The sequence below is a fragment of the Mesorhizobium sp. 2RAF21 genome (assembly GCF_052115345.1).
In the GTDB taxonomy this organism is placed as follows: domain Bacteria; phylum Pseudomonadota; class Alphaproteobacteria; order Rhizobiales; family Rhizobiaceae; genus Mesorhizobium; species Mesorhizobium terrae.
In genome coordinates, this window is record NZ_JBFRGM010000003.1 from 94,376 (window position 1) to 121,037 (window position 26,662).

At 61.4% G+C, this 26,662-nt stretch carries 25 protein-coding genes and 1 pseudogene; 19 read left to right on the forward strand and 7 right to left on the reverse strand.

The window, feature by feature from the left end; translation table 11 throughout:
• Nucleotides 1–2 precede the first annotated feature (2 nt).
• The 7 genes from eutA to AB4136_RS05695 all read left to right on the forward strand — a co-directional run bounded on the left by eutA (nucleotide 3) and on the right by AB4136_RS05695 (nucleotide 7,103).
• Nucleotides 3–779 carry an ectoine utilization protein EutA gene (eutA, locus tag AB4136_RS05665; protein WP_024925640.1) on the forward strand — a complete coding sequence of 259 codons (777 nt, stop codon included), beginning with the start codon at nucleotides 3–5 and terminating at the stop codon, nucleotides 777–779.
• A gap of 5 nt (nucleotides 780–784) precedes the next feature.
• Nucleotides 785–1,774, forward strand: coding sequence for a hydroxyectoine utilization dehydratase EutB (gene eutB / locus AB4136_RS05670; protein WP_036254473.1), 990 nt, complete (start codon nucleotides 785–787; stop codon nucleotides 1,772–1,774).
• Nucleotides 1,771–2,763 (forward strand): cyclodeaminase, encoded by a 993-nt coding sequence (locus tag AB4136_RS05675; RefSeq protein ID WP_024925638.1) that lies wholly within the window; start codon nucleotides 1,771–1,773, stop codon nucleotides 2,761–2,763. Before eutB ends, AB4136_RS05675 begins: the two co-directional genes overlap by 4 nt.
• A gap of 136 nt (nucleotides 2,764–2,899) precedes the next feature.
• Entirely contained in the window at nucleotides 2,900–4,078 is a 1,179-nt protein-coding gene (doeA, locus tag AB4136_RS05680) for an ectoine hydrolase DoeA (RefSeq protein WP_024925637.1), read from the forward strand.
• Between the two features lie 5 nt (nucleotides 4,079–4,083).
• Nucleotides 4,084–5,085, forward strand: coding sequence for a N(2)-acetyl-L-2,4-diaminobutanoate deacetylase DoeB (gene doeB, locus AB4136_RS05685; protein ID WP_024925636.1), 1,002 nt, complete (start codon nucleotides 4,084–4,086; stop codon nucleotides 5,083–5,085).
• Nucleotides 5,086–5,405: 320 nt separating this feature from the next.
• Entirely contained in the window at nucleotides 5,406–5,786 is a 381-nt protein-coding gene (locus AB4136_RS05690) for a c-type cytochrome (RefSeq protein ID WP_137901235.1), read from the forward strand.
• A gap of 495 nt (nucleotides 5,787–6,281) precedes the next feature.
• On the forward strand, nucleotides 6,282–7,103 hold the full coding sequence (locus AB4136_RS05695) for a DUF2189 domain-containing protein (RefSeq protein WP_024925634.1): 822 nt from the start codon (nucleotides 6,282–6,284) through the stop codon (nucleotides 7,101–7,103).
• Between the two features lie 39 nt (nucleotides 7,104–7,142).
• Here AB4136_RS05695 and AB4136_RS05700 read toward each other — a convergent pair whose 3' ends face one another.
• The 6 genes from AB4136_RS05700 to AB4136_RS05725 form a co-directional block, all read right to left on the reverse strand.
• Nucleotides 7,143–7,616 carry an aminoacyl-tRNA deacylase gene (locus AB4136_RS05700; protein WP_024925633.1) on the reverse strand — a complete coding sequence of 158 codons (474 nt, stop codon included), beginning with the start codon at nucleotides 7,614–7,616 and terminating at the stop codon, nucleotides 7,143–7,145.
• Between the two features lie 119 nt (nucleotides 7,617–7,735).
• A complete protein-coding gene (locus AB4136_RS05705; protein ID WP_024925632.1) occupies nucleotides 7,736–8,122 on the reverse strand; it encodes a cytochrome C oxidase subunit IV family protein in 387 nt (128 codons plus the stop codon).
• Between the two features lie 9 nt (nucleotides 8,123–8,131).
• The gene (locus AB4136_RS05710; RefSeq protein WP_024925631.1) at nucleotides 8,132–8,854 is read right to left on the reverse strand and encodes a heme-copper oxidase subunit III family protein; all 723 of its coding nucleotides are present in this window, start codon (nucleotides 8,852–8,854) and stop codon (nucleotides 8,132–8,134) included.
• Nucleotides 8,855–8,952: 98 nt separating this feature from the next.
• Nucleotides 8,953–9,657, reverse strand: a complete 705-nt coding sequence (locus AB4136_RS05715; protein ID WP_024925630.1) for a cytochrome c oxidase subunit 3 — start codon at nucleotides 9,655–9,657, stop codon at nucleotides 8,953–8,955.
• Nucleotides 9,654–11,429 (reverse strand): cbb3-type cytochrome c oxidase subunit I, encoded by a 1,776-nt coding sequence (locus tag AB4136_RS05720; protein ID WP_024925629.1) that lies wholly within the window; start codon nucleotides 11,427–11,429, stop codon nucleotides 9,654–9,656. Before AB4136_RS05720 ends, AB4136_RS05715 begins: the two co-directional genes overlap by 4 nt.
• Before the next feature lie 67 nt (nucleotides 11,430–11,496).
• Nucleotides 11,497–12,336, reverse strand: a complete 840-nt coding sequence (locus AB4136_RS05725; protein ID WP_024925628.1) for a cytochrome c oxidase subunit II — start codon at nucleotides 12,334–12,336, stop codon at nucleotides 11,497–11,499.
• Nucleotides 12,337–12,772: 436 nt separating this feature from the next.
• Here AB4136_RS05725 and AB4136_RS05730 point away from each other — a divergent pair.
• Nucleotides 12,773–13,256: pseudogene (locus AB4136_RS05730) on the forward strand (transposase); the annotation flags it as partial.
• Nucleotides 13,257–13,760: 504 nt separating this feature from the next.
• Nucleotides 13,761–15,068 carry a M24 family metallopeptidase gene (locus AB4136_RS05735; RefSeq protein ID WP_137901234.1) on the forward strand — a complete coding sequence of 436 codons (1,308 nt, stop codon included), beginning with the start codon at nucleotides 13,761–13,763 and terminating at the stop codon, nucleotides 15,066–15,068.
• Nucleotides 15,069–15,117: 49 nt separating this feature from the next.
• Here the strand turns inward: AB4136_RS05735 and AB4136_RS05740 are convergent, their stop codons facing one another.
• Entirely contained in the window at nucleotides 15,118–15,810 is a 693-nt protein-coding gene (locus AB4136_RS05740) for a hypothetical protein (protein ID WP_244431129.1), read from the reverse strand.
• A gap of 274 nt (nucleotides 15,811–16,084) precedes the next feature.
• Here AB4136_RS05740 and AB4136_RS05745 point away from each other — a divergent pair, with 274 nt between their 5' ends.
• The 10 genes from AB4136_RS05745 (at nucleotide 16,085) to AB4136_RS05790 (ending at nucleotide 26,571) form a co-directional block, all read left to right on the forward strand.
• Entirely contained in the window at nucleotides 16,085–17,398 is a 1,314-nt protein-coding gene (locus AB4136_RS05745) for a purine-cytosine permease family protein (protein WP_024925625.1), read from the forward strand.
• 62 nt (nucleotides 17,399–17,460) lie between these two features.
• Nucleotides 17,461–18,477 (forward strand): alpha/beta fold hydrolase, encoded by a 1,017-nt coding sequence (locus AB4136_RS05750; RefSeq protein WP_024925624.1) that lies wholly within the window; start codon nucleotides 17,461–17,463, stop codon nucleotides 18,475–18,477.
• A gap of 93 nt (nucleotides 18,478–18,570) precedes the next feature.
• Nucleotides 18,571–19,728, forward strand: a complete 1,158-nt coding sequence (locus tag AB4136_RS05755) for a transporter substrate-binding domain-containing protein (protein WP_024925623.1) — start codon at nucleotides 18,571–18,573, stop codon at nucleotides 19,726–19,728.
• A 22-nt stretch (nucleotides 19,729–19,750) separates the two neighbouring features.
• The gene (locus AB4136_RS05760) at nucleotides 19,751–20,419 is read left to right on the forward strand and encodes an ANTAR domain-containing response regulator (protein WP_024925622.1); all 669 of its coding nucleotides are present in this window, start codon (nucleotides 19,751–19,753) and stop codon (nucleotides 20,417–20,419) included.
• 228 nt (nucleotides 20,420–20,647) lie between these two features.
• Nucleotides 20,648–21,895, forward strand: a complete 1,248-nt coding sequence (locus AB4136_RS05765) for a transporter substrate-binding domain-containing protein (RefSeq protein ID WP_024925621.1) — start codon at nucleotides 20,648–20,650, stop codon at nucleotides 21,893–21,895.
• A 123-nt stretch (nucleotides 21,896–22,018) separates the two neighbouring features.
• Nucleotides 22,019–22,888 (forward strand): urea ABC transporter permease subunit UrtB, encoded by an 870-nt coding sequence (urtB, locus tag AB4136_RS05770; protein WP_024925620.1) that lies wholly within the window; start codon nucleotides 22,019–22,021, stop codon nucleotides 22,886–22,888.
• Nucleotides 22,889–22,922: 34 nt separating this feature from the next.
• A complete protein-coding gene (urtC, locus tag AB4136_RS05775) occupies nucleotides 22,923–24,053 on the forward strand; it encodes an urea ABC transporter permease subunit UrtC (RefSeq protein ID WP_024925619.1) in 1,131 nt (376 codons plus the stop codon).
• Nucleotides 24,050–24,808 carry an urea ABC transporter ATP-binding protein UrtD gene (gene urtD / locus AB4136_RS05780; RefSeq protein ID WP_024925618.1) on the forward strand — a complete coding sequence of 253 codons (759 nt, stop codon included), beginning with the start codon at nucleotides 24,050–24,052 and terminating at the stop codon, nucleotides 24,806–24,808. The genes urtC and urtD overlap by 4 nt, the downstream gene beginning before the upstream one ends.
• Complete coding sequence (gene urtE, locus AB4136_RS05785) at nucleotides 24,801–25,496, forward strand: urea ABC transporter ATP-binding subunit UrtE (protein WP_024925617.1); 696 nt, start codon at nucleotides 24,801–24,803, stop codon at nucleotides 25,494–25,496. The genes urtD and urtE overlap by 8 nt, the downstream gene beginning before the upstream one ends.
• A 37-nt stretch (nucleotides 25,497–25,533) precedes the next feature.
• Complete coding sequence (locus AB4136_RS05790) at nucleotides 25,534–26,571, forward strand: aliphatic amidase (RefSeq protein WP_024925616.1); 1,038 nt, start codon at nucleotides 25,534–25,536, stop codon at nucleotides 26,569–26,571.
• Nucleotides 26,572–26,662 lie beyond the last annotated feature (91 nt).

A 26,662-nucleotide genomic window follows, 5' to 3' on the forward strand; every position in this document is an offset into this window, starting at 1 on the left:
CCATGAAACCGTTGCCCGAGATTCGCCTCGAAACGACGCGCCCCGCGCTCGACAAACGTCCGCTGGAAAAGCGCGTTGGCCTGATCGCTCTGGCCACCGACCACACCAGCGAGGTGGACTTTCGCCGCATGGTGGCGAGCGAGCGCATCGGCGTCTACGTCGCGCGTATTCCCTATGCCAATCCGACGACACCGGAGAATTTGCGCAAGATGCAGCCTTCGCTTTCGGCGGGCTCAGCGCTGATCCTGCCCGACGAGCCACTCGACGCCGTCTGCTATTCCTGCACGTCTGCTTCCGTGGTGATCGGCGATGCCGAGATCGAAGCGGCGATCCAGGCGGCAAAGCCCGGTATTCCGGTGGTGACGCCACCGATGGCTGGCATGCGCGGCCTCAACGCCCTTGGCACGCAGCGGGTCAGCATCCTGACCCCTTATACGGTCGAGACCAGCCAGCCGATGGCCGCCTATTTCGCGGCGCATGGCTTCGACATCCAGAGCTTCACGTGCCTCGGTTTCGAGGACGACCGCGAGATGGCGCGCATCACACCAGTTTCGCTTGTCGAGCTCGCGCGAAAGGCAATGCATCCCCAGGCTGACGCGCTCTTCGTCTCGTGCACCGCGCTGCGCGCCGCGCTCGCTGTTCCGGGCATGGAAGAGGCGATCGGCCGACCGGTCGTCACCAGCAACCAGGCCAGCGCCTGGAACTGCCTTCGGCTGTGCGGCGACGACACGCCACGGCCGGAGTTCGGCCGGCTGATGACCAAGCCGCTGGCCGCGTGATCGAAATGACGGTTGAGCTTCAGCATATTCGCGCCGCGCGCGAGCGTATTGCCGGCAAGGTCGAGCGGACACGCTGTGTGGTATCGCAAAGCCTTTCGGATTGTACCGGTGGTCCGGTTCATCTGAAGCTGGAGAATCATCAGACCACCGGCGCGTTCAAGCTGCGCGGCGCGTCCAACGCAATTGCCGCCTTGAATCCGCAGGAGAGATCGCGCGGCGTCGTGGCGGCCTCGACCGGCAATCACGGCCGCGCACTTGCGCATGCCGCCAAGCTCGAAGGCATGCGCGCGGTGATCTGCATGTCGAGGCTGGTGCCCGACAACAAGCTCGACGCCATCCGCCGGCTCGGCGCGGATGTCCGCATTGTCGGCAATAGTCAGGACGACGCCCAGCAGGAAGTCGACAGGCTGGTGGCGGAGGAAGGGCTCGTCATGCTGCCGCCTTTCGACCACCCCGATATCATCGCCGGGCAGGGCACGCTCGGGCTGGAAATCATGGAGCAGGTGTCGGACGCTGCGGCCGTGCTGGTGCCGCTCTCCGGCGGCGGGCTGGCGGCGGGTGTCGCCGCGGCGATCAAAGGCGTCAGTCCGAGTACGAAAATAATAGGCATCTCGATGGTGTGCGGCGCGGCGATGAAAGCGAGCCTCGATGCTGGCCGGCCCGTGCAGGTCGAGGAACTGCCGACGCTGGCAGACTCGCTCGGCGGCGGCATCGGACTCGACAACCGGCTGACCTTTGCCATGTGCCGCGCCCTGCTCGACGACGTTGTCCTGCTTTCCGAAGACGAGATCGCCGCCGGTATCCGCCATGCCTACGAACAGGAACGCGAGATCGTCGAGGGTGCCGGCGCCGTTGGCATAGCGGCGCTGCTTGCCGGCAAAGTCGGGGTGAGCGGGCCGACTGTGCTTATCCTCTCCGGCCGCAACATCGACATGGATCTGCACCGCCGCATCGTCTGCGGCGAGGCACCTGCATTGAGGGAGCGCGCCGCATGAGCCGCATGACCATTCTCACCGAAGCAGAACTGCGCAAGATCGTGACGCTCGATCTCGACACTGTCGCCGGTATCGAGAACGCTTTCCGCTCCTTGGCCACGCTGCCAGTGGCGATGCCACCGATTCTCAGGCTCGACATGCCCGAGCAGCGCGGCGAAGTCGACGTGAAGACGGCCTATGTGCCGGGCATCGACGGTTTCGCGATCAAGATCAGCCCCGGTTTCTTCGACAATCCGAAGCTTGGCCTGCCCAGCGTCAACGGGATGATGATTTTACTTTCGGCAAGGACAGGCCTGATCGAGGCGCTGCTGCTCGACAATGGCTATCTTACCGATATCCGCACGGCGGCCGCTGGAGCGGTCGCGGCCAGGCATCTGTCGCGTGCTGACTCGAAGGTCGCGGCGATCTTCGGCGCCGGCATGCAGGCTCGATTGCAGCTTGAAGCGTTGCGTCTCGTCAGGCCTATCGAGGAAGCGCGCATCTGGGCGCGCGACGCCGCCAAGGCCGAGGCGACCGCAGCCTACTTGCGCGACAAGCTCGGCATTCTGGTGCGTGCGGAACCGGACGCGGCAAAGGCGGCGGCCGGGGCTGACGTCATCGTCACCACCACGCCGTCGACCGAGCCGCTGATCAAGGCCGGTTTCGTCTCGGTCGGACAACACATCACCGCCATGGGTTCGGATGCCGAGCACAAGAACGAGATCGCGCCGACAATCCTTGGCATGGCCGATCTCTATGTCGCCGACTACGCTAAGCAGACGCGGCGTCTGGGCGAGCTTCATCATGCCATCGAGGCGGCAGTCTTTGCCGCCGACGCCGAGGTCACCGAACTCGGCCAAATCATAGCTGGAGAAAAGCCCGGCCGCCGCTCGGCAAGCGACATCACCATCGCCGACCTCACCGGTACCGGCGTGCAGGACACCGCGATCGCTACGCTCACCCGCGACCGCGCGCGGGCGGCCAATGCCGGAACCATTTTTGAGAGCTGATGCCTGGCCAAAGCGTGATCCGAAAAAGTGGGAGCCGGTTTTCCGAAAAGATCGCGCTCGAACACCAAACTGACGACGAGCCGGATTCAACGGAGTTGAAACAGGCTCCAGGCCCAACAAACGAGGACCAAGAACGATGCAGCCGAACCTGAAATTCTCGCGGAGCGAATTTGCCGATCGCCTCGCCAAGACGCGCAAGGCCATGGAGGTGAGGGGCGTCGATCTTCTGATCATCAGCGATCCCTCCAACATGGCCTGGCTAACGGGATACGACGGCTGGTCCTTCTATGTGCATCAGGCCGTCATCGTGCCGCCTTCGGGCGAACCGGTCTGGTATGGTCGTGGCCAGGATGCCAACGGTGCCAAGCGCACCGCCTATCTCGCCCACGACAACATCGTCGGTTACGCCGATCATTATGTGCAGTCGACCGAGCGCCATCCGATGGACTATCTCGCCACTGTGCTTGCCGAGCGCGGTTGGGACAAGCTCACCGTCGGCGTCGAGATGGACAATTACTGGTTCTCGGCTGCTGCCTTCGCTGCCCTGCAGAAGCACCTGCCCAATGCTCGCTTTGCCGATGCCACCGCGCTGGTGAACTGGCAGCGCGCCGTGAAGAGCCCGACCGAGATCGACTACATGCGCAAGGCCGCCCGCATCGTCGAAGCCATGCACCAGCGCATCGTCGACAAGATCGAGGTCGGCATGCGCAAATGCGATCTGGTCGCCGAAATCTACGATGCCGGCACGCGCGGCATCGACGACATCGGCGGTGACTATCCGGCGATCGTGCCGCTGCTGCCGTCGGGCGCAGATGCCTCGGCGCCGCATCTGACCTGGGACGACAAGCCGATGCAGGTGAACGAGGGCACGTTCTTCGAGATCGCCGGCTGCTACAACCGCTACCACTGTCCGCTGTCGCGCACCGTCTTCCTCGGCAAGCCGACGCAGGCCTTCCTCGATGCAGAAAAGGCGACGCTGGAGGGCATGGAGGCCGGCCTTGCCGCCGCCAAGCCCGGCAATGCCTGCGAAGACATCGCCAATGCTTTCTTCGCGGTGCTCAAGAAATACGGCATCGTCAAGGACAACCGCACCGGCTACTCGATCGGTCTGTCCTATCCGCCGGACTGGGGCGAGCGCACGATGAGCCTGCGCCCCGGCGACCGCACCGAACTCAAACCCGGCATGACTTTCCATTTCATGACCGGTCTTTGGTTGGAGACGATGGGGCTGGAGATCACCGAATCGATCCTGATCACCGACACCGGCGTCGAATGCCTGGCCAATGTGCCGCGCAAGCTCTTCGTGAAGGACTGAGGCCGATGTCAGCACTGCGTCCGTCGCCGATCACGGCGACCGTCGACTTCGAGCGCGACGGCGTCCAGCACGGTTTCCTGCGCCTGCCTTACAGCCGCGACGATTCCGCCTGGGGTTCCGTGATGATCCCGGTCTGCGTTATCCGCAACGGCAAAGGCTCGACGGCGCTGCTCACCGGCGGCAATCATGGCGACGAGTATGAGGGGCCGCTGGCACTCTATGAACTCGCCCGCGCGCTCGACCCGAAAAAAGTTTCCGGCACGGTCATCATCGTGCCGGCGATGAACTATCCGGCCTTCCGCGCCGGCACGCGTACCTCGCCGATCGACAAGGGCAACATGAACCGCTCTTTCCCCGGCCGGCCCCACGGCACGGTGACCGAGAAGATCGCGGACTATTTCCAGCGCGAGCTGCTCCCCCGCGCGGACATCGTGTTTGACTTCCACTCCGGCGGCCGAACGCTGGACTTCGTGCCGTTCTGTGCCGCGCACATGCTGGCGGACAAGGCGCAGGAAGCGAAGGCCTTTGCAGCGGTCGAGGCCTTCTCGGCGCCGTTCTCGATGCGCATGACCGAGATCGATGCGGTCGGCATGTACGACACCGCGGCCGAGGAGATGGGCAAGGTCTTCGTCACCACCGAGCTTGGCGGCGGCGGGACGTCGCGGGCGGAAACCGTGCGCATCGCCCGCCGTGGCATCCTCAACGTGCTTCGCCACGCTGGCATCGTCGATGGTGTGGTCGAGAAGCGCAGAACCCAGTGGCTGGATATGCCCTCGGATGATTGCTTCGCCTTCGCCGAAGATGACGGCATGATCGAGACCATGGTCGACCTCGGTGAGCCAGTCGAGGATAGCCAGGTGGTGGCGCGCATCCATTCCTTGGGCCGCACCGGTCAGACCCCGCAAGAGATCAGGGCCAGAATGTCGGGCCTGCTGGCCGCGCGCCATTTCCCCGGCTTGGTCAAGGCCGGCGATTGCGTCTCGGTGATTGGTGCGCTGGTCTCCTGATGTTTCCGACGAGCCAGTTGCGATGTCCGCCTGGGATAAGTTCAATTGGATGCGTGGGGGACGCCTGAATTCCAGTGTGAGGCATTCCGGCCTCGAGGCCGTCATTCCGCTTCCGCGTCTCGCCGCGGTCACTCGTCAGCACGCGGCCTAGACCTTCGCAAGGACTGGCTTTTTCTACCCACCGGCGTGGCCCTGTGGTATGTAGGTGCCGCAATTCCACTGAGGAGACGGGGATATTCCGCTCTACCATGCAGGGCGCTCCAGCAGGGCTGGTATGGCGCGGATTGTCTGACGTGCGGTGATAATCAGGGAGCAATGCCATGCGCGTGATAGCGCTTCTTGCGGTCTTGTCCATCGCGACGTTTGTCAGCCACCCCGCGCAGGCGCAGGACGCCGCCGCAGGTGAAAAAGTGTTCACAAAATGCAAAGTCTGCCATATCGCCGACCAGGATAGGAACCTGATCGGCCCGTCGCTGCACGGCGTCATTGGGCGCACCGCCGGCACGCATCCCAACTTCGCCTATTCGGCTGCGATGGTCGCGGCCGGAAAATCCGGCGTCAAATGGGATGAGCCGACCTTGACGACGTATCTTCACGACCCCCGGGCCATGGTCAAGGGAACCAAGATGACATTTCCCGGTCTCAAGGACGATCAGGACATAACCAACGTCATCGCCTGCCTGAAACAGGTTTCCAAGTAAGTGGGGAGCGATCCAGGCTCCTCGATGGCTGCATGCTCATCCCGAAAGACGATGGTCAGCCGGCAACTTCACGGTTGAGAGTGTCGCGTCCTTGCCGTCACGACGGCAGGGCACAAAACCCCAACAGCAGCAGAATAATGATGCCAAGGCCGAGTATGAGAAGCGTCTGATTGTCCATGACCTTCACCTTCGACCGGGGCGCATGATCCCAGAAATCGGGAGCGATCTTCTAAAAGGGTCAGGCACCAATCTAAGTGGTACAGCGTCCTTGACGCCCAAGAGGGCGAACGGCGGCGTATCAGAATACCGAAGAAAGGCCTGTGGAGCCAGCGCGTCGCTTCGGCAGCGATCACGCCTTCCGACGAAAGCGGGACAAAAAGGGCACGAAGGAGTATGTTGGTCATGGGTTGAGGTCGCGGTTTGCGTGGCCAGCCATGCTGAGCGGTAGCCCTGCGAAACCCGAGACCTTGCCGGACCTGATTTGGAGGAACGGCCATGGCAAGCTTTCACGTGATTGCAGGCGCCAGCGAAACGCTGGTGCACACCAAAGTCAGAAAAATCCGCGTTTCCGACCTTTTTGATGCGCTCAGGCGCGGTATCGACGACTTCATGGTCAAGCCCTCGCATATCGTGTTTTTGTGCATGATCTATCCCCTCGTCGGCGTGGTACTTGCCACCTGGACATCGGGAGAAAACGCACTGCCGCTGCTGTTTCCGCTGTTGTCCGGCTTTGCGCTGATCGGTCCGTTCGCGGCGATCGGTCTCTACGAGATCAGCCGAAGGCGGGAAGCCGGGCTCGATTCATCCTGGCGCCACGCCTTCGAGATCAGGCACTCTCCGGCGCTGCCTTCCATCGCGGCGGTCGGGATCATGCTGTTCGCGATCTTCATCACGTGGCTTTTGACAGCCAAGGTTTTCTACGAGCACCTGTTCGGCCCCGAGCCGCCGGCGTCACTGTCCAGCTTTATCGCCGAGATATTCGCCACAGGCCGCGGCTGGACGCTGATCGTGCTCGGTCACGCCATAGGGTTCGCATTTGCCGTGGCCGTGTTGTGCACGACCGTGGTCGCTTTCCCGCTGCTGCTTGATCGCGACGTCGGCGCCTACGAGGCCATACACACATCGGTGCGCGTCGTCCTCGCCAACCCGATCGTTATGGCCGTCTGGGGACTGATCGTCGCCATTGGGCTGATCATCGGCTCGCTGCTTGTATTCGCGGGATTGGCGGTCGTGCTGCCAATTCTCGGTCATTCCACCTGGCATCTATACCGCAAGGTGGTGGAGCCGCCGCCGTCGAGAGCGGGCAAGCCAGCCTAGGAAGTCGTCTCTCATCATGACGGCGCGGGCATCGGGTTTTCAGTGTGCCAGATGGCTGAAGCGGGCGACCCGCGCACCTTGCAACAGGGAACGGAAGTCATCGGCATTGACGTGCACCAGCGTCTTGTGGTCTCCGGCTTCGAAGTAGACGTCTGTGTCCACATCGAAGCTTTCGTCAAGAATGACCGGCACGTCGTAGGCGGCACCTACCGGTGGCACCGCGCCAATGTCGCAGTCGCTGAACAATTGGCTGACTTCATCTTCCGAAGCGAGGCCGAGCCGTCTGTCCACGACGGCCTGCAGCGTGTTGAGCTCGATACGGTGGTTGCTTGGCACAACCGCGAGCGCATAGCCCGTCTCATGGTGAACCAGCACCGACTTGGCGAGCCGGCGGCCCGGAACATGCGCTGCCTGCGCCGTCTGGCTGCTGGTCGCGGTCCTGTGGTGGGTAACGGTATCGTAGTGGATACCCTTGCCGACAATATAGTCCTTGAGTTTTGTTGCGATCGTCATCGTGGGCGCCTTTCGGTTGGAGGTGGTGACGCATCGGAGAACGAGGCCGCCATTGTCCTCCCATCATTTTTCCTGTCAACGAAGAACGCGACCTGGCGCGGGCCAAACGGCGAAAACACCTACGGTCCCATGCCGAACGACAGCACGCGTGTAAGCTCGGTATAGTCGGACTCGAGCGCCATGATCGTGACGAAGACCAGGATCAGCAGTGGGGGCACCAGGATCGCATAGGCAAGCGCGAGCCGCTCCCACGCCATATGCATGAACACGGCGACGATCAGCCCGGCCTTGAGCATCATGAATGTAACGATCAGGCCCCATCTGAGAAGTCCCTGAAGGCCGAAATAGTCGATGCTGTAGGAACCGGCGCTGAGGACGAACAGCCAGCCCCAGACGACGAGATAAAGCTTGATCGGATGCTGCTGGCCCTCCGCATGTACCGATGCAGGCGCGGGGGCGGCGGCGCTGCCATGCAGCCCGTGATCTTGCGCTTCCGCTTGTGCCATCGCTCCACCTCACCAAAGATAGAAGAATGCAAAGATGAACACCCACACCAGATCGACGAAGTGCCAGTAGAGCCCCAGGATCTCGACGCTTTCGTATTGGCCGCGGCGGCTGGTGAAGAATCCCCGCGCGCCGGTTTCGAAGTCGCCGCGCCACGCCTTGCGCGCGGTGATCAAGAGAAAGATCACGCCGATCGTGACATGGGTGCCATGGAAGCCGGTGATCATGAAGAAGGACGACCCAAACTGAACGGCGCCCCACGGGTTCGCCCAGGGCCGCACGCCCTCGGTGATGAGCTTGGTCCATTCGAAGGCCTGCATGCAGACGAAGGCCGCGCCGAGAGCGGCTGTAAGCAGCATGAAAGCCGCGGTCTTCCTGCGGTCGTGCCGATAGCCGAAATTGACGGCCATCGCCATAGTGCCGCTGGAGGATATCAGCACGAACGTCATGATCGCGATCAGGATCAGCGGAACATCCTGGCCGAACAAATGCAGCGCGAAAACCTCGCTCGGATTGGGCCAAGGCACCGTCGTCGACATGCGGGCGGTCATGTAGGACAACAGGAAACAGCCGAAGATGAAGGTGTCGCTGAGCAGGAAGATCCACATCATGGCCTTCCCCCAAGAGACATTCTTGAAAGCCCTTTGGTCGGAGGACCAGTCGGCGACGATACCGTGCAGGCCCGGCGGTCGCGAAGCGGTATGATCGCCATGTCCCTGCGTGGTCTCGGACATCCGCTACTCCTCTTCAATCACGATCCTGTTGCCCCGTCCTGGGACACGATCGAGCGTCCGAACAAGCACCTCTGAGCCCTCGCGCGTCTCGCGAGACCCTAGGCAAGCAGTCCGCGGCAGATATCGATCAGATCGGCCGCCCAGCCGTTGAGCACTGAGACAAGCACCAGCCAAACCAGCAGCAGGACATGCCAGTACATCGCGCAGAGCTCGGTCGACAAAACGAGCTTTTCCGGCCTGACGCTCCGCCATGCCCGGATGTTGACCCGGCTCAGCGCGACCAGTCCGCCAACGATGTGCAGGCCGTGCATCGCCGTGAGCAAATAGAAGAAGCTGGCGGCCGGGTTCCCGGTCGCGAAATAGCCCTCGGCGGCGAAGTCGCGCCAAGCCAGCAACTGCCCGCCCAGGAAGGCTAATGAGGCCAGCGCGCCAGCGAGAAGGGCAAGTCGCACATTCTCCAGCTGTCCCTTGTGCGCAGCGAACACCGCGCCTTGAAGCGCCATGCTCGCTAGCGCCAGCATCGCCGTGTTGGGCCACAGGATCGCCGGAACCGGAGCTGGCTGCCAGTCGGTATAGATCATGCGCATGAAATAGGCGCTGATGAGCAACGCAAACAGCGCGCCGACCACCGCGAGGAAGACGCCAAGCCCGATCTTGGCCGGGTGCATGAGCGACGCTTCGGTACCGGGGAAAGCCGTTACCGGCCCGGCCTCCAACCACGGTTTCGACATCAGCCTCTGTCGCGACAGCCACCAGCCGACCACCGCGGCTATCGCCGCAAGGAAGAACAGTGCCGCGCTCATGTGCTGCCGCCCTGGGTCAGCGGGCGCGGATCGTTCTGCGCAATGAAGTCCTCGGGCGCGCCGGGCACGCTGTAGTCGTAAGCCCAGCGATAGACGACCGGCAAATCCTTGCCGAAATTGCCGTGCGGCGGCGGCGTGCCCGCAGTCTGCCATTCCAGCGTCGTTGCCCGCCATGGATTGTTGCCGGCCTCACGGCCATGCCGGATGCTCCATATGAGGTTGAAGAGGAATACCATCTGGGCCATGCCGACGGTCAGGGCGGCAATGGTGATGAACTGGTTGAGCGTATGGACCGATGGCGGGACAAAGGCAGTATCGCCGATCTCGGGGTAACGCCGCGGTACGCCGACCAGCCCGACATAATGCATGGGGAAGAAGATAAGATAGGCGCCGAGGAAGGTGACCCAGAAATGGAAACGCCCCATCGCTTCGTTGAGCATCCGGCCGGTGATCTTGGGGTACCAATGATAGATGGCGCCGAAGACGACAAGCACGGGCGCCACGCCCATCACCATGTGGAAGTGTGCGACCACGAACATCGTCTGCGCCAGCGGCACGTCGACCACCACGTTGCCGAGGAACAGGCCGCTCAACCCGCCATTGATGAAGGTGACGATGAACGCCAGCGCAAACAGCATCGGGGTCGTCAGATGGATGTCGCCGCGCCACAGCGTCAATACCCAGTTGTAAACCTTGATGGCGGTGGGGATCGCGATGATCAGCGTGGTGGTGGCGAAGAAGAAGCCGAAATAAGGATGCATGCCTGAGACATACATGTGATGCGCCCATACCACGAAGCTCAGCGCGCCGATGGCGATGATGGCCCAGACCATCATGCGGTAGCCGAAGATGTTCTTGCGTGCATGGGTGCTGATCAGGTCGGAGACGATGCCGAAGGCGGGCAGCGCCACGATGTAGACCTCGGGATGGCCAAAGAACCAGAACAGGTGCTGGAACATGATCGGGCTGCCGCCGTTGTGCGGGAGCGGGGTGGCGCCCATCTCCACGATCGCCGGCATGAAGAAGCTCGACCCGATCAGCCGGTCGAACAGCATCATGACGCAGGCAACGAAAAGCGCGGGGAAAGCAAGCAGTGCCATCACGGTGGCCGTGAAAATGCCCCAGACGGTCAGCGGCAGGCGCATCAGCGTCATGCCGCGCGTGCGGCCCTGGAGCACGGTCACGACATAGTTCAGGCCGCCCATGGTGAATCCGACGATAAATAGGATCAGCGAAACAAGCATCAGGATGATGCCCCAATCCTGTCCGCCTGGGGTGCCCGAGGTGATGGCCTGCGGCGGATAGAGCGTCCAGCCGGCCCCGGTCGGGCCGCCGGGCGCAAAGAAGCTGCTGGCCAACACCAGAACGGCGAGCAGATACACCCAGTAGCTCAGCATGTTGACATAAGGAAACACCATGTCGCGCGCGCCGACCATCAACGGGATCAGGTAGTTGCCGAAACCGCCGAGGAAAAGCGCGGTCAGAAGATAAATCACCATGATCATGCCGTGCATGGTCATGAACTGGTAGTACATGTCAGGCGTGATCGCGGTGAACGTCTCGGGAAAACCAAGCTTGAGGCGCATCAGCCAGGATAGCACCAGCGCGACAAGGCCGATGGCGGTGGCCGTGCCGGCGTACTGGATGGCGATGACCTTGGCGTCCTGCGAAAAGACGTATTTCGTCCACCAGCTGTGGGGGTGATAGAGCTCGGCCTCGGCCACTTCCGCGGCCGGGACGAGACCTGCTCCATGAGGCGTGACGTCGACCATCCTGCACCTCTTCGTTCGTTTCAGCCTTCCCGCGAAGCAACGCCTTCGCCGCCGCGCAATGTGTTTTCTACTCGGCCTTCACCCTTATCGGCACGGTCAGTGCGCCCGTCTTGGCGGGCGCCGACAGTTGAGCAAAAGTCGACTGCTGCTGCAGCCATGCCTGGTAATCCTGTTCGGTATCGACCTTCACGACGCCACGCATGAAGGCATGCCCGACGCCGCAGAGCTGGGAGCAAAGGATCTCGAACGTTCCAGTCCTGGTCGGCGTGAACCAGAAATAGGTGACCATGCCCGGCACCATGTCCATCTTGGCGCGGAACTCCGGAATGTAGAAATCATGGATGACATCGATCGAGCGCAGCAAAACCTTGACCGGCTTGCCGACCGGCAGATGCAGATCCGCCCCTACGACAACGATGTTGTCCTGACCGTCAGGGTCCTGCGGGTTGATGCCGAGCGCATTGTCGGGGCTGATAAAGCGTGCGTTCGTCGTGCCGAGCTTGCCGCCCTTGCCGGGCAAGCGGAAGCTCCATTGCCATTGCTGCGCGAAGACCTCGATCTCGGTCGCGTCTTTGGGAACAGTGACGAATTGGCTCCACACGAACAGGCCGGGCGCCAGCAAAGCCGCGACGCCGATGGCGGTGAATACGGTCAGCCAGGATTCAAGTTTCCTGCTTTCGGGCTCATACGCAGCCTCCCGTCCTTCCTTGTGCCGGAAGCGGAAAATGCAGTAGGCCATGAACAGGACGACGGCTGAGAAGACCGTCCCGGTGATCCAGAAGGTGATGACAAGGGTGTTGTCGATATAGCCCCAATTGGAGGCTATCGGCGTAGACCACCACGGGCTCAGCACGTGGAACAGGACCGAGCCTACGACAATCAGAACGAGTACGAGCGCTACGGCCATCCTTCGTTCCCCCGGCATCCAAGGGATGCTATCCCGCAGGAACGCCAAGCTCATACTAGCTCAATTTGCGGCTGCAATTCCAGAGCGATTGTTTTTGAGCAAGTGTAGCTAAGCGCGACCAGCCTGATTTGTGGCACCTTGGCATAGCAAGGTCCGGCCACAACCGACGCCGCGTGTGCTTGGGCGGATTTGGCACAAGGCGTTCGGCTTTAGCTGGATTCTAGAGGCGGCTTTCCGGTCCGGTTAGCCCGAAAGCGGGCATTCCGCTAACCGCCCCAATACAGCCTTCTTGACTATGCCTTCGAGTGGCCACTCGTGGCGCGAAAGTGACTAGGCGGCGAATTCGAAATCGATCCCGCATCGTTGAAGTGTTCATGCTCTGCGCTTCGAAAGTCGCATAAAGGGCAGTCCGGAATTCGATTGTTGGCGCCTAGAAAGTGGAGATTGTCGCGGGGCTCTCATTGCGGCAGCAGAGCGTGCGATCGAAGCGCAGATCGCACCGGATACACGATTGATGAACTATGAAGCAAAGGCATTCATTGCGATTGATGAAAGCTTTGCCGATTATGAGACGGTAAACCATTCCAATCGCGAGTATGTTCGCGACGCCATACACGTCATTCAGCCGAAGGTTTCCATTTGCGGATCCGCCAAACCATCGCGGGCGTATTTCACCACATCAGTCCACAGCACGCCGACCTAAATTTTCACGAGATAGGATTTCGTTGATCCCGCCGTGGCGTTGATGGTCAGGTTGTTCACAAGACCCGCGGTGGCCGCCAAGTCATCAAGACCATGTGGTCGCGTGTCCCGCCAGCGCTGCAATTGGTGCAGGCAGTCCGCTTCGCCACCGACGCCAGATGCGCAGAAGCCCTCAAGGCGGAAACGTCGTCAAATCTATTGTTGTTGTCTTTGGTTGAAAAAAGACTGCCTGTCCAGAGAACAGTTCTTGTTCCGACCCGAATAGAACCGCTTTAGAATTCCTAAGCGTCGCCGTGCGAGGGTCCCCCGTACGGTCGTGTATCCACTGTGGATCGGCGCGAGCGACCCTGTTGCGCTTGGGCTCGGAAGGTCCGAGGTAACGTCCAGCCAGGAACGCCAGAGACGTCTTATCAGGTCTGAAGCCCCCTTTGCGGATTGGATCGATACGCCGCCGAGCGCGAATTGCGCGAGGGGACGGTCTATGGTGACAGCCGTTAAACCCGGGCCATCGCGGCCCTCGGCTCCAATCCCGGCTCGCGCGAAGCGATTATTATTTGGGCCATCAGCCCGCCGAACTTCTGACCGAAGAAATCGCCGTCTGCGTCAATTCGGTCGAAGGTTCAATTCGTGCGTCCACAGGACGGTCGTGGAGGTCAAGACCAGTCGGCTTCGTGTCCGCGAAGTTCGTTGACGAGTAGCGATCCCAGCAATGCGGCGCCGCCTTGCGCAAGCTGATGGACCATGGCACTGGACAGATCATCGCGGCAGCCTTCCCTTTTTTGGGCTCATCCACATTCGAGGCGACCATGTATTTGAACCGGACGCGAGCCGAACAATTGATGACGGCCGCCGGCGTTGAGGCCCTCGTCCTTTTCTCGCCCGAAAATTTCCGATACGCGACCGGGACCCCCGCGGGGGCCGCGGCAATGTGGAGGCGCGCTGGGGGAGCAATCGCCGTGGTTCCGGCATCCGCCGATGCGCCGATTGCTTCCATCATCAGTGACTTTCAGTTGGAAAGCTCAGAGCAGTCCAGGCGTCTGGAGGATGTGAGGACATTTCCCGCCTGGGTCGATATGGCAGACTACCGAGACATTCCGGATGACGCCGGGCTGGCCGAAAGCTTCCAATCTTCGACATCGGCCCTGGTGCGACCGGCCACCTTCGACCGCAATCGGGTATTCGATCTCCTTGACGACGTACTGCGGGAACGTGGCCTGCAAGCAAGCAATATCGGTGCGGATTTCGATTTTCTGCCCGCCCGCGATCTGGCTTCGTTGTCAGCGCGCCTGCCAAATCAGCGCTTCGTCGATGCAACAGATCTGATCCGGCGCCTCCGCTTGGTGAAATCGCCGGCAGAGACGGCCAACCTGCGTTCGGCGTGCCGCCTAGCCGAAGCCGGGCTGAAGAACCTTTCCGAAAATATTGCGGCGGGCCATAGCTCGACCGACCTTTCGAGTGCTTGGCGATCCGGAGTGGATACGACCGCCCGATCAACAGGTGTCGGCGCGGTCGATACGTGGGATTACATTTCCGTAGGCGTAGACCCTTGGGACGGCAACGCCAAGGTGGTACCGGGATCTGTCGTGAAAGCGGATGTCGGGTGCATCGTCTCCGGCTATTGCTCGGACAGTGCAAGAACTTACGTTTTTGGTGAGCCCAGCCGATTGGCGGCAGGTATTTTCAGTTGCCTTGAGCAGGCTTTCATGGATGGCCTTGGCATGTTCCGGCCGGGCGTGATGTTGCGCGATATCCATGCCGCAACGCTGGCTTCGATCCAACGTTACGGCCTGAAGTCCTATTCGCGTGGACATTTCGGTCACTCCGTCGGGGCGGCGGTTGGGATTGAGGAATGGCCGTTCATATCGGCCGACAGCGAGATTGTCCTTGAACCCGGAATGGTTATGGCGTTCGAGACGCCGTTTTACGCCAATGGTCTTGGCGCACTGATGATAGAGGATCAGCTTCTCATCACCGAAAGTGGCTGTGAAGTCATGAACACGCTGCCACGTGGTTTGACCAGAATGTCGTAGCTTGGCGCGGGCGCATTTGATGCCGCGTCACACCAATCAGCAATGCCTATCATCGCGTAATCATCGAGAATTGGTATGCCAAGGCTCTGCGCAGCACCGCGCCCATCGCAACCGGCCCACGCCGCACAATCTTGGGCGGACAGCTTTTTGCCATCCGGTCTTCCACATGCACGAAGACCTGGGACAGCCAAGAAACACAGTCATGCTCCCTGGTCAAAGCCGGTAAGGCGTTGGAAATCAACGCTGTCGCGGCGGACATGCAGCAGTCTGTGAGCTTCCCGATTTCGATGAGCGGCTTCGGCAGCGCGCTGGCCCGCACGACCACGCTCTCGGCTGACTGAATGTCGTCAACGTCCTTGCAGTGGTGAGGCGAGCCGATCACAGATGCAGGCGTGCCGTGCCAAGGTATCGGTTTCGATTCCCAGACGTTCAGATTGCCGCTCGGATCGTCAATAGCTGCTCCATCAGAACCAGCAACGCCCCGTGTTAGGCCATCAGCGATATCTTCTCTCCAACAGAATGTAGAAATTACTTCGATCCCGCAGGATATGGGTTTGCATCGACGTCCGACGCTCTGCTGTACGACCATTGCGAATGAAGGTTTGTCTTCACTGATCTCGATCTTGCGACAGCGCGTGCCGCCGTCATCTTCTGACTCCGGTGCATTAATTGACACGTTCCTGGCGTAGGTGTACGTGTAACGGCGCCCGATAGACGGGCAGGTGGCAACGAGGCCACCCAATCAGATCAAGGCAAGAAGGCCTCCCTTTGACTTCGGAAACGAAGCCATCGGGGGGCCTTTGTCGTTTTGGCGATACCGACCGAGATGCCGATGGGGAACCGGCGCCGGACGGCTATGACAAGGGGCTTGCGCCGGCGAACCGCCAATGGTTCCGCCGCGCGCCTTTCGGACCATGGCCTGAATGCGCTTCCACCGGGAAAAGCGGGTGAGGACAAGGACGTCCAATCGCGACGACAGCCGCACACGCAACGCGTTTGACCCCTGGGAGGGTGGCATGAACAACAAAGCGGAGATCGAGACGCTCGATAGCGTCGATCACATACTGGGAGAAGAATACGAACATCAGCCTGTGCCGACGGCGGCCCGGCGCTCGACCTTTTCGGTGACGACGGTCTGGATCGGCTTTCCGATGATCATCACCGGCGCCATGACCGGCTCCATCCTCGTGCTCGGCATGGGCTTCACCAGCGCGCTGTGGGCAATGGTGATCGGCAACCTCATCATGTTTGCCTATGTCGGAGCGCTGGGTCTTCTGGGTACCAACCGCGGCATGAATTTCGCGCTGCTGGCCTCGATTGTGTTTGGCCGCAAAGGCTACGTTTTCGCTTCCGGCCTGCTGTCGACGCTTCTGCTCGGCTGGTACGCGGTGCAGACCGGCATCACCGGCGCGCTGATCAGCTCTGCCTATGATCTCAACTATGTGGCGATGACCATTGTCGCCGGCCTTCTCTATATCGGCATCACCTTCGTCGGCGTGCATGGTCTGCATCTGATTGGGCTGGTTTCGGTTCCGCTCTTCGTCATCCTCGGCGGCTGGGTGGTGTTCGATACGGCTTCCGCCACCAGCTGGCAGGCGATCCTCGCCTATCCGGGCAACAATGGCGCGGCCACCATGTCCATGGGCGTGGGGCTGACCGTCGTCATTGCGCTCTTCATCGATGCAGGCACAGTCAGCGCCGACTTCAACCGCTGGGCCAAGGATAGTAGGAGTTCGCTGATCGCCACGTTCAGCGCGTTCCCGTTCGCCAATCTGATTGCCATGCTGGTCGGCGGTATCATGACGGCCGCCCTTGCCGTTCCGAATGCCAACCCGTTCGGCGCCGACAACATGTTCGGCCACATGAACGGCAAGCAAATGGCTTTCCTCAGCGCGCTCGCCTTCGTCTTCCTCTATCTCAACCTGGGTTCGGTCTGCGCGCACTGTCTCTACAATGCCGCCACCGGCTGGTCGCGCATCTTCGGTACCCGCATGCGCGTGATGGCCGTCATCCTCGGCGCCATCGGCATCGCGGTCGCGGCGGGCAATGTCTGGGCCTTCTTCATCCAGTGGCTGTCTCTGCTCGGCATCCTGGTTCCGCCGATCGGCGCGATCATCCTGGTCGACCAGTATCTTGCCCGCAGGAACGCTGAGATCGACCGCGACTGGCGCCCGAGCGCCTTCATCGCCTGGATCATCGGCTCGGCGGTGGCGGTCATCGTCGAATTCTACCTGCCGCATTTCTCGACCGCCATCAGCGCAGCCCTTGCCGGTGGCATCGCCTATGCGGCGCTGGCGCTGCGGCCGTCGCCGGAACGCGTAACCGCATGATTTCAGGTGAGGCCCGGTCACCGGGCCTCGTCTCCACATTCGAAAGTAAAGGAAACTGCCTGATGCCTGACTATGAAATCTATTCGCTGGGCGATTTTGTCCTGCAACGCGGGGCGACGCTGCGCGACGCCAAACTTGCCTACAAAACCTTCGGCAAGCTGAACGCCAAGAAGGACAATGTCATCGTCTTCCCGACCTGGTATTCCGGCCAGCACGTCGACAATGAATGGCTGATCGGCAAGGGCATGACGCTCGACCCGGCTAAATATTTCATCATCATCCCGAACATGTTCGGCAACGGGCTGTCGTCGTCGCCAAGCAACACGCCGGAGCCCTACAACAAGTCGCGCTTCCCGCAGGTAACGGCCTACGACAATGTCCGCGCCCAGCACCAGCTGGTGACCGAGAAATTCGGCGTCAAGAAACTGAAGCTGGTTGTCGGCTGGTCGATGGGTGCGCTGCAGACCTTCCATTGGGGGGCGATGTATCCCGACATGGTCGAGCGCATCGCGCCGTTTTGCGGTTCGGCCAAATGCTCGCGCCACAATTTCGTGTTCCTGGAAGGCGTCAAGGCAGCGCTGACGGCCGACTCCGCCTGGAATAATGGCTGGTATGACGACAAGCCGGAAAAGGGCCTGCGCGCCATGGCCCGCGTCTATGCCGGCTGGGGTTTCTCGCAGGCTTTCTATCGCCAGGAGCTCGACCTCAAGGCGCTTGGCCATTCCTCGCTGGAGGATTTCCTGGTCTCCTTCTGGGAAGGTTTCTTCCTGCCCAAGGATGCCAACAACCTTTTGACCATGCTGTGGACCTGGCAGAATGGCGACATCAGCGACAACGAGCTCTACAAGGGCGACTTCAAGAAGGCGCTCAAGGCCGTCAAGGCCAAGGCCTTCGTCATGCCGAGCCGCACCGATCTCTACTTCCCGCCGGAAGACAGCGAGTTCGAGGTGGCCAACATGCCGAACGCCAAGTTCCTTCCGTTCGAATCTGTCTGGGGGCATTTCGCGGGCGGGCCGGGAACCAGCCCGAACGATGTCAAATTCCTCGATGGCAAGCTGAAGGAACTTCTGGCCAGTTGACCCGCAATGCGGCCGGCCTCAAGCTGCGCGGCCGGCCGCAGCTTTCAGCAAGAACAAGAACCAAGCGGCACTGGGGAATCGTGGGAGCGTATATTGACGAGATCAAGCAATACCTCCGAACCGTGGCGCGTTGGCGTCCTCTTCTCGCGCTCCGGCTTCATGGCAGTGATCGAGGAGACGCAGCTGCGCGGCACGCTGACGGCGATCGAAGAAATCAACGCCTCGGGCGGCATCAACGGCAGGCCGCTTGAGCCAATCGTCTATGATCCCGGTTCAGAGGCTAGCGCCTTTGGCCGCTATGCCAAGAAGCTGATGGTCGAGGACGGCGTTTCGACAATCTTCGGCTGCTACACCTCGTCCAGCCGCAAGGCCGTGCTGCCGGTGGTCGAGCGGCTGAACGGGCTCTTGTGGTATCCGACGCTCTATGAGGGCTTCGAATTCTCGCCCAACGTCATCTACACCGGTGCGACGCCGAACCAGAACAGCGTCGAGCTCTGCCGCATCCTGATGGAGCGCTACGGCACCCGTTTCTATTTCATCGGCGCCGACTACATCTATCCGCGCGAATCCAACCGCATCATGCGTGAATTGATCCGCAACAGCGGTGGCACCGTCGTCGGCGAATCCTATGTGCGCATGGGCGCTTCGCGGGAGGAGTTCCTGCCGGTGATGCGCGACGTCAAGCGCGCGCAGCCCGATGTCATCTTCTCGACCGTCGTCGGCGACGGCACGGTTTATCTATACCAGGCCTATGCCGACCTCGGTCTCGATCCCAAGGTCATGCCGATCGCCAGCCTGACCACGACGGAAGCTGAAATCCGCGCCATGGGCTTCGATGTCGGCGAAGGGCACATTACCGCTGCCCCCTATTTCCAGGGCGTCGGCAGCGAGCGCAACTCCAGCTTCGTCCGCGATTACAAGAAACGCTATGGCGATGATGAACCGACTAACATGTGCCTGGAGGCGTCCTATTTCCAGGTCAACGCTTTCGCCAAGACGCTCGAGCAGACCAACTCGATGGACACCGAGATCCTGCGCGCTTCCGTGATGGGGTCGGAGTTCGAAGCGCCGCAAGGCGATGTCGTCATCAACCCGATCTGGGGCCATGCCGATCTGTGGACGCGCATCGGCCGCGCCAATCGGGAGGGCCAGTTCGACCTTGTTTATGAATCGCCTTCCTGTGTCCTGTCCGACCCGTATCTGCTGGGTTATGGGCGCAGTCTTGGCCAGAAAAATCTCGAGCTTGCGTAACGGCGGCGGGGAGGAATAGACAGTGCAGGAAACCATCGACATCGCAAGATTTGCCCGCGAGCGACAGGCTGCCGGCGCCAGGAAGGATGCCGGCAATCGCGATGCGCCTTCCGGCCCGTCGTCGTCGCGTTCGTTTTGGAATCTCAAGGTGGCGGTCATTGTCGACCGCGACGATGACGGCGAAAGACTGGTGCGTGAGTTGCAGCGCCTGCGCTGCGACGTGCAGCACGAATGGCCGATGCCGTCGCAGATACCGGCGCAGTATGACGTGGTCTTCTGCGTGCTTTCGCCCGACCTGCCACAGCGACTGCCCTGGATTCCGGGCGAGCCCGCCTCGGCGCTGGTGGTCATCGATCCCGGTGCCGGCCTGCTCGACCTCAACCTGCTCCACAATTGCGCGGCTCACGGCGTGCTGCATTATCCGGCGACGGCGCGCTCGGTGCAGTCGACGCTGGCGCTGGCGCGTGGCCATTTCCTCTATGAGCGCAGGCTCAGGGGGCGCATCGAAAAACTGGACGAAAGCCTGCGCACCATGCGCAGCGTCGAGCGGGCGAAATCGCTACTGATGCGGCTGAAGAACGTCAGCGAGGAGGAGGCCTATAACTATCTCAGGCGCCAGGCGATGGAGCGGCGCGTGACCATCGGCGCGGTGGCCAGCGCCATCATTGACTCCTACGAACTTCTTGGCTAGCGTTCCACATCGGCAGCAACGACGCTGCCGGCGAAATATAGGTAACGGAACCTCACGACTTTCGCGGAAGCGGGACGTGGGGTTTTTTGTTGCGTACGAGCTTACTCTAGCGAGCCATTAGGTTCGCAGCGGCGTTGCTGCCGCAAAAAACAACAGGGCAATACGGCCTCGAAACGGTCTGCTTCGGCAGCTCGCTTCGGGGCTTTTTTGTTTTCAGGGGAGAAGAAGGTGAAAAGCAATCGTCGCAGTTTTCTGAAGGCCACTGCCGCTTTCGGCACCGTGTCCCTCGTCGGTTTCCCGCATATCTGGAACAAGAATTCGTCGCTGGCCTACGCCGCCGACGGCGAGATCAAGGTGGGCGTGCTGTTCTCGCTCACCGGCACCACCGCCATCATCGAGGAGTCGCTCAACAAGGCGACGATCATGGCGATCGAAGAGATCAATGCCGCCGGTGGCATCAACGGTAGGAAGCTCGTGCCGGTGGTCGAGGACCCGGCCTCCGATCCGGCGACCTTCGCCGAAAAGGCACGCAAGCTGGTGCTGTCGGACAAATGCGTTTCGGTGTTCGGCTCCTACACCTCGGCCAGCCGCAAGGCGGTGCTGCCGGTGTTCGAGAAGCAGAACAATCTCTATTGGTACCCGACCCTCTATGAGGGCCGCGAATGCTCCAAGAACGTCATCTACACCGGCGCCGTGCCCAACCAGCAGCAGGACGATTTCGTGCCGTGGCTGGTCGAGAAGTTCGGCAAGCGCTGGTACCTGATCGGCTCGAACTACATCTATCCGAAGGAAGAAAACAACTACTGCAAGAAGCTCCTGGCCGAGCTCGGCGCGGAAGTGGTGGCCGAGGAATATGTGCCGCTCGGCCATTCGGAATTCTCGTCCGTCATCAACAAGCTGAAGGCTGAAAAGCCGAATGTCATCTTCTCGACGGTGGTGGGCGATTCCGTCGTGGCGCTGCACCGCCAGTATCACGCCGCCGGCCTCGATCCCGAGAAGATGCCGATGGCAAGCCTCACCACCTCCGAAAACGAAGTGGCGGCGATGGGCGGCGAGGCAGCCGCGGGTCACTTCACCTCTGCGCCCTACTTCATGGTGTGGGACTCGCCCGAGAACCACAAATTCGTCGACGCCTACAAGAAGCGCTGGGGCGGCGACAAGGTCACCCACTTCGTGTCCGAGCCGTCTTATTTCCAGATCTACTTGTTCAAGCAGGCGGTCGAGAAACTGGCCGGCTCCGACATCTCTCCCAACGCCATCCGCGAGGCGGTGAAGGGGCAGGAGCTGGTTGCTCCGCAAGGCAAGGTGCGTATCGAGCCCGAGAACCTGCACAGCTGGCTGTGGCCGAAGATCGGTCAGTGCCAGGCCGACGGCCAGTTCAAAATCCTGAAGCAGTCGGCCAACTGGCTCGAGCCGTCGCCCTACAAGGCCTACCCCAACCAGCACTGCACGGCTGAAGGCCTCAAACAGAGCTGATTGTGCCCGCGCATCGGCCCGAAAATCGGAACCGATTTTAGGAAAGCGCGATGCGCAATTTCAAGGCGTCCGGTGGCGGGCTTCGTACCGCCACCGCCTCTCTATCCTGGAAGAAGCGGCGACATGGAAATCTTCGTCTCCCAGATCATGACGGGCCTGAGCATCGGCTCCATCCTGCTTTTGGTCGCGCTGGGCCTCGCCATCATCTACGGCGTCACCGGCGTCATCAACCTTGCCCATGGCGAGTTCGTCATGCTCGGTGCCTATGCGGCCTGGTTCCTACAGACGCAGTTCGGGCTCGGCCTGCTCGCCAGCCTCGTGCCGATATTCCTGCTGCTGGCGCTGTTCGGCTGGCTCATCGAAGCGCTAGTCATACGCCATCTCTACGACCGGCCGCTCGACACGATCCTCGCGACCTGGGGCATCGGCGTCATGGCGCAGCAGGCGATACGCCTGACCGCCGGCGGCGAACTGCGCTACGTGAAGATGCCAGAATCCCTATCGCAGAGCGTCAACATTCTGGGCGCGACGGACTCGGCTTACCGCCTGTTCATCCTGTTTCTGGCGCTCGCCTTGTTCGCGCTGACCTGGGGCATCTACCGCTACACCAATTTCGGCCTGAAGCTGCGCGCCATCACCCAGAACCGCGCGGTTGCCTCCGCCTTCGGCATCAATGCCGGCCGCATCTACCGCACGACATTTGCCTATGGTGCAGGCATGGCCGGCCTCGCCGGGGCGCTGGTATCGCCACTGAAGAGCGTGTCGCCTGAAATGGGCACCACCTATGTCGTCGACGCCTTCATGGTGGTGGTGCTCGGCGGCACCCAGAGCCTGATGGGCACGCTGGCCAGCTCCGGCATCCTCGGCGAATTGTCCGGCTACCTAGCCTTCTATTCCAACGACACGATCGCCAAGGCGCTGGTGCTGCTCGCTATCGTTGTCCTCATCCGCTTCCGGCCGCAGGGCCTGTTTACCGCGCGCCTGCGCGCCTGAAACGACGATCATGTCCAGCCAGGGAAACAACAGAGTGCTCGCCAGAACAAAGACCGAATTCGCGCTCTACGCGGCGGTGTGCTTGGCCATCCTGCTGGTGCCGGTGTTTTTGCAGGACGCCTTCCTGCTCAACAAATACGCCCGCTACCTCGTCTTCGGCATGCTGGCCGTCTCGCTCAGCCTGTCCTGGGGTTATGCCGGCATCCTGAATCTCGGCCAGGCGATGACCTTCGGCATCGGTTCCTACTGCATGGCGATGATGCTGAAGCTGAAGACCATTCCGGTGCACACGGGGGCCGACGGTCTTCCTGATTTCATGGTCTGGAACAACGTCACCGAACTGCCCTGGTTCTGGACGCCGTTCCATTCACCGCTGTTCGGCGTGCTGGCTGGCATCCTGCTGCCCGCCGGCGTCGCCGCCTTGCTCGGCTGGTTCGTATTCAAGGGCAGGGTGACCGGTGTCTACGCGGCCATCATCACGCTTGCCGCCATGGTGGTGGTGCAGCTCGTCATCATCGACCAGCAGGCTTTCACCGGCGGCTTCAATGGCATCACCGATCTCGGCCAGTTCGATATCGCCGGCATCACCTTCGATGCCTATGGCTCGTCGAGCTATTATCTGGTCGCGATCTGCCTGACGGTCACGCTGTTCCTGGCGCTGGCCATCACCAAGAGCAAGGCCGGCCTGATCGTACAGGCGATCCGAGACGAGGAGGACCGCGTCCGCTTCTTCGGCTACGATGTCGCGCTCTACAAGATCTTCATCTTCTCGGTTTCGGCGGCGATCGCAGGCCTTGCCGGCATGCTCTACACCATCGTCATGGAGTTCGCCTCGCCGACCTTCCTCGGTGTGCCGCTCTCGCTCTCTGTCGTCATCTGGGTCGCGGTCGGTGGTCGCCAGAGCCTGCTCGGCGCGATGCTCGGCGCCCTCATCGTCACCGGCGTGCAGGGCGCGCTGTCGGAATCGGAAACCTTCCTCGACACCTGGACCCTGATCATGGGCCTGCTGTTCGTCCTCGTCGTGCTGTTCCTGCCGCAAGGCATCGCCGGTGCCTTCGCCAACCTTGCACGACGCTTCGAACGGCAACGGCCCGCCCCAGTGCCGAAACCCGCGCCGCATGCCGAACCCATCGCCAACGGCCGCGAGATCGAGAGCACACGATGACCACCGAAAATCAACTGGTTGTAGAAAATGCCAGCGTGTCCTTCAGCGGCTTCCGCGCCGTGTCGGACCTGTGCCTCAAGGTTCGCGCTGGCGAACTGCGCTGCCTGATCGGTCCGAACGGTGCCGGCAAGACCACGGCGCTCGATCTGATCTGCGGCAAGACCAGACTGTCGGGTGGCGAGATCGTCTTCAAGGGCAAGCCCATCCACCGGCTCAGCGAACACGCCATCGCGCGGTCCGGCATCGGCCGCAAGTTCCAGGTGCCCAGCGTGTTCCGGGCGCTCAGCGTGCGTGACAATCTGCATATCGGCCATTCAAGGCAGCCCGGCGTGCTGGCCAATCTGGTGACCTTCGGTCATGGCGGCGACAATGACGAGATCGAACGGCTGGCCGAGATGGTCGGCCTCGAGGATGAGCTCGACACGCCGGCGGCCCATCTTTCGCATGGACAGACCCAGTGGCTGGAAATCGCGCTGATCCTGGCGCAGGACCCGTCGCTGATCCTGATGGACGAGCCGACCGCCGGCATGACGGCGCAGGAAACCAAGAAGACTGCGCAGCTTTTCAACCGGCTCGGCGGTCGCCACACGTTGATCGTCGTCGAACACGACATGGGCTTCGTGCGCGACATCGCCCAGACCATCTCGGTCATGCACCAGGGCAAGCTGCTGGCGGAAGGCAGTATCGCAGACATCGAAGGCAACCAGGCGGTGCGCGACGCCTATCTCGGTTCGGGAGGGATCGGCCATGCTTGAGCTTGCCAATGTCGACGGTTTCTACGGACGCAGCCGCGCCCTGCAATCGGTGTCAATGAAAGTCGAACAAGGCGACTTCTTCTCTGTGCTCGGCCGCAACGGCGTCGGCAAGACCACGCTGCTGCGCACCGTGCTTGGCCTGATGAGCCGCACCACCGGTTCGATCCAGCTCGACGGCGAGGAATTGGTGGCCAAGCGAACCCATGAGCGCTCGCTGGCCGGTCTCGGCTACGTACCGCAGGGGCGCGGTATCCTGCCCGGCTTCACGGTGCGGGAAAACCTGATGGTCGGCACTTTTGCCGCCAAGGGTGGCGGCGGCCGCATCGCTGAATGGGTGCTCGACCTGTTCCCGATCCTCAAGGAATTCCTCAACCGCCGCGGCGGCAACCTGTCCGGTGGTCAGCAGCAGCAACTGGCGATCGCGCGGGCGCTGCTGTCGGAACCCAAGGTGATGCTGCTCGACGAGCCGACCGAAGGCATCCAGCCCAACATCGTCGAGCAGATCGAGGACGTGCTGATCGACCTCAACCGCAAGCAAGGCCTCACCATCGTGCTGGTCGAGCAGAACATAGCCTTTGCCCGCCGCGCCTCGAAACATTTCGCGATCCTCAATCGCGGCAGCGTCGCCGTCGGCGGCCCCATCACCGAACTAAGCGACGACCTCATCCACAAACATCTCGTCGTCTAGCCAACTACGTTCAGCAACCACAGGAGGAGATTGAAAAATGTACCATGGCGATATTTCGAGCAGCAACGACACCGTCGGTGTTGCCGTCGTCAACTACAAGATGCCGCGGCTGCATTCGCGTGAGGAAGTGCTCGCTAATGCCCGCAAGATCGCCGACATGGTGGAAGGTATGAAGCGCGGCCTGCCCGGCATGGATCTGGTGATCTTCCCGGAATATTCCACGCACGGCATCATGTATGACCAGAAGGAGATGTACGAGACCGCTTCCGCTGTCCCTGGCGAGGAGACCAAAATTTTCGCCGAGGCCTGCAAGAAGGCGCGTGTGTGGGGTGTGTTCTCGCTGACCGGCGAGCGCCATGAAGAGCACCCCAACAAGGCGCCCTACAACACGCTGATCCTGATGAACGACAAGGGCGAGATCGTTCAGAAATACCGCAAGATCATGCCCTGGGTGCCGATCGAGGGCTGGTATCCCGGTGACTGCACCTATGTCTCCGAAGGCCCGAAGGGCCTGAAGATCTCGCTCATCATCTGCGACGACGGCAATTATCCCGAAATCTGGCGCGACTGCGCCATGCGCGGGGCGGAGCTGATCATCCGCTGCCAGGGTTATATGTACCCAGCCAAGGAACAGCAGATCTTGATCTCGAAATCGATGGCCTGGGCCAACAATGTCTATGTCGCGGTTGCCAACGCCGCCGGCTTCGACGGCGTCTATTCCTATTTCGGCCATTCGGCGATCATCGGCTTCGATGGCCGCACGCTCGGCGAATGCGGCACCGAGGAGAATGGCATCCAGTATGCCCAGCTGTCGACCTCACTGCTGCGCGACGCGCGCCGCAACATGCAATCGCAGAACCATCTCTTCAAACTGCTGCACCGCGGTTACACCGGCCTCATCAACTCCGGTGACGACACTCGCGGTCATGCTGCATGTCCGTACAACTTCTACCATCAGTGGATCACCGATCCGGAAGGCACGCGCGAAAAGGTAGAGGCAATGACCCGTCAGACGGTCGGCACGCCGGAAAGCCCGATCGATGGCATCCCGAACAAGGTGGCGGCGCACCGCTGAACGGCGCGGCCACTGGCGTGTCGCGGCCACCTCGAGCGTCGCGCGTCCTCTTGGACGCGCAAGGGACGCTCCAGCACGTTGGGTGGGCGCA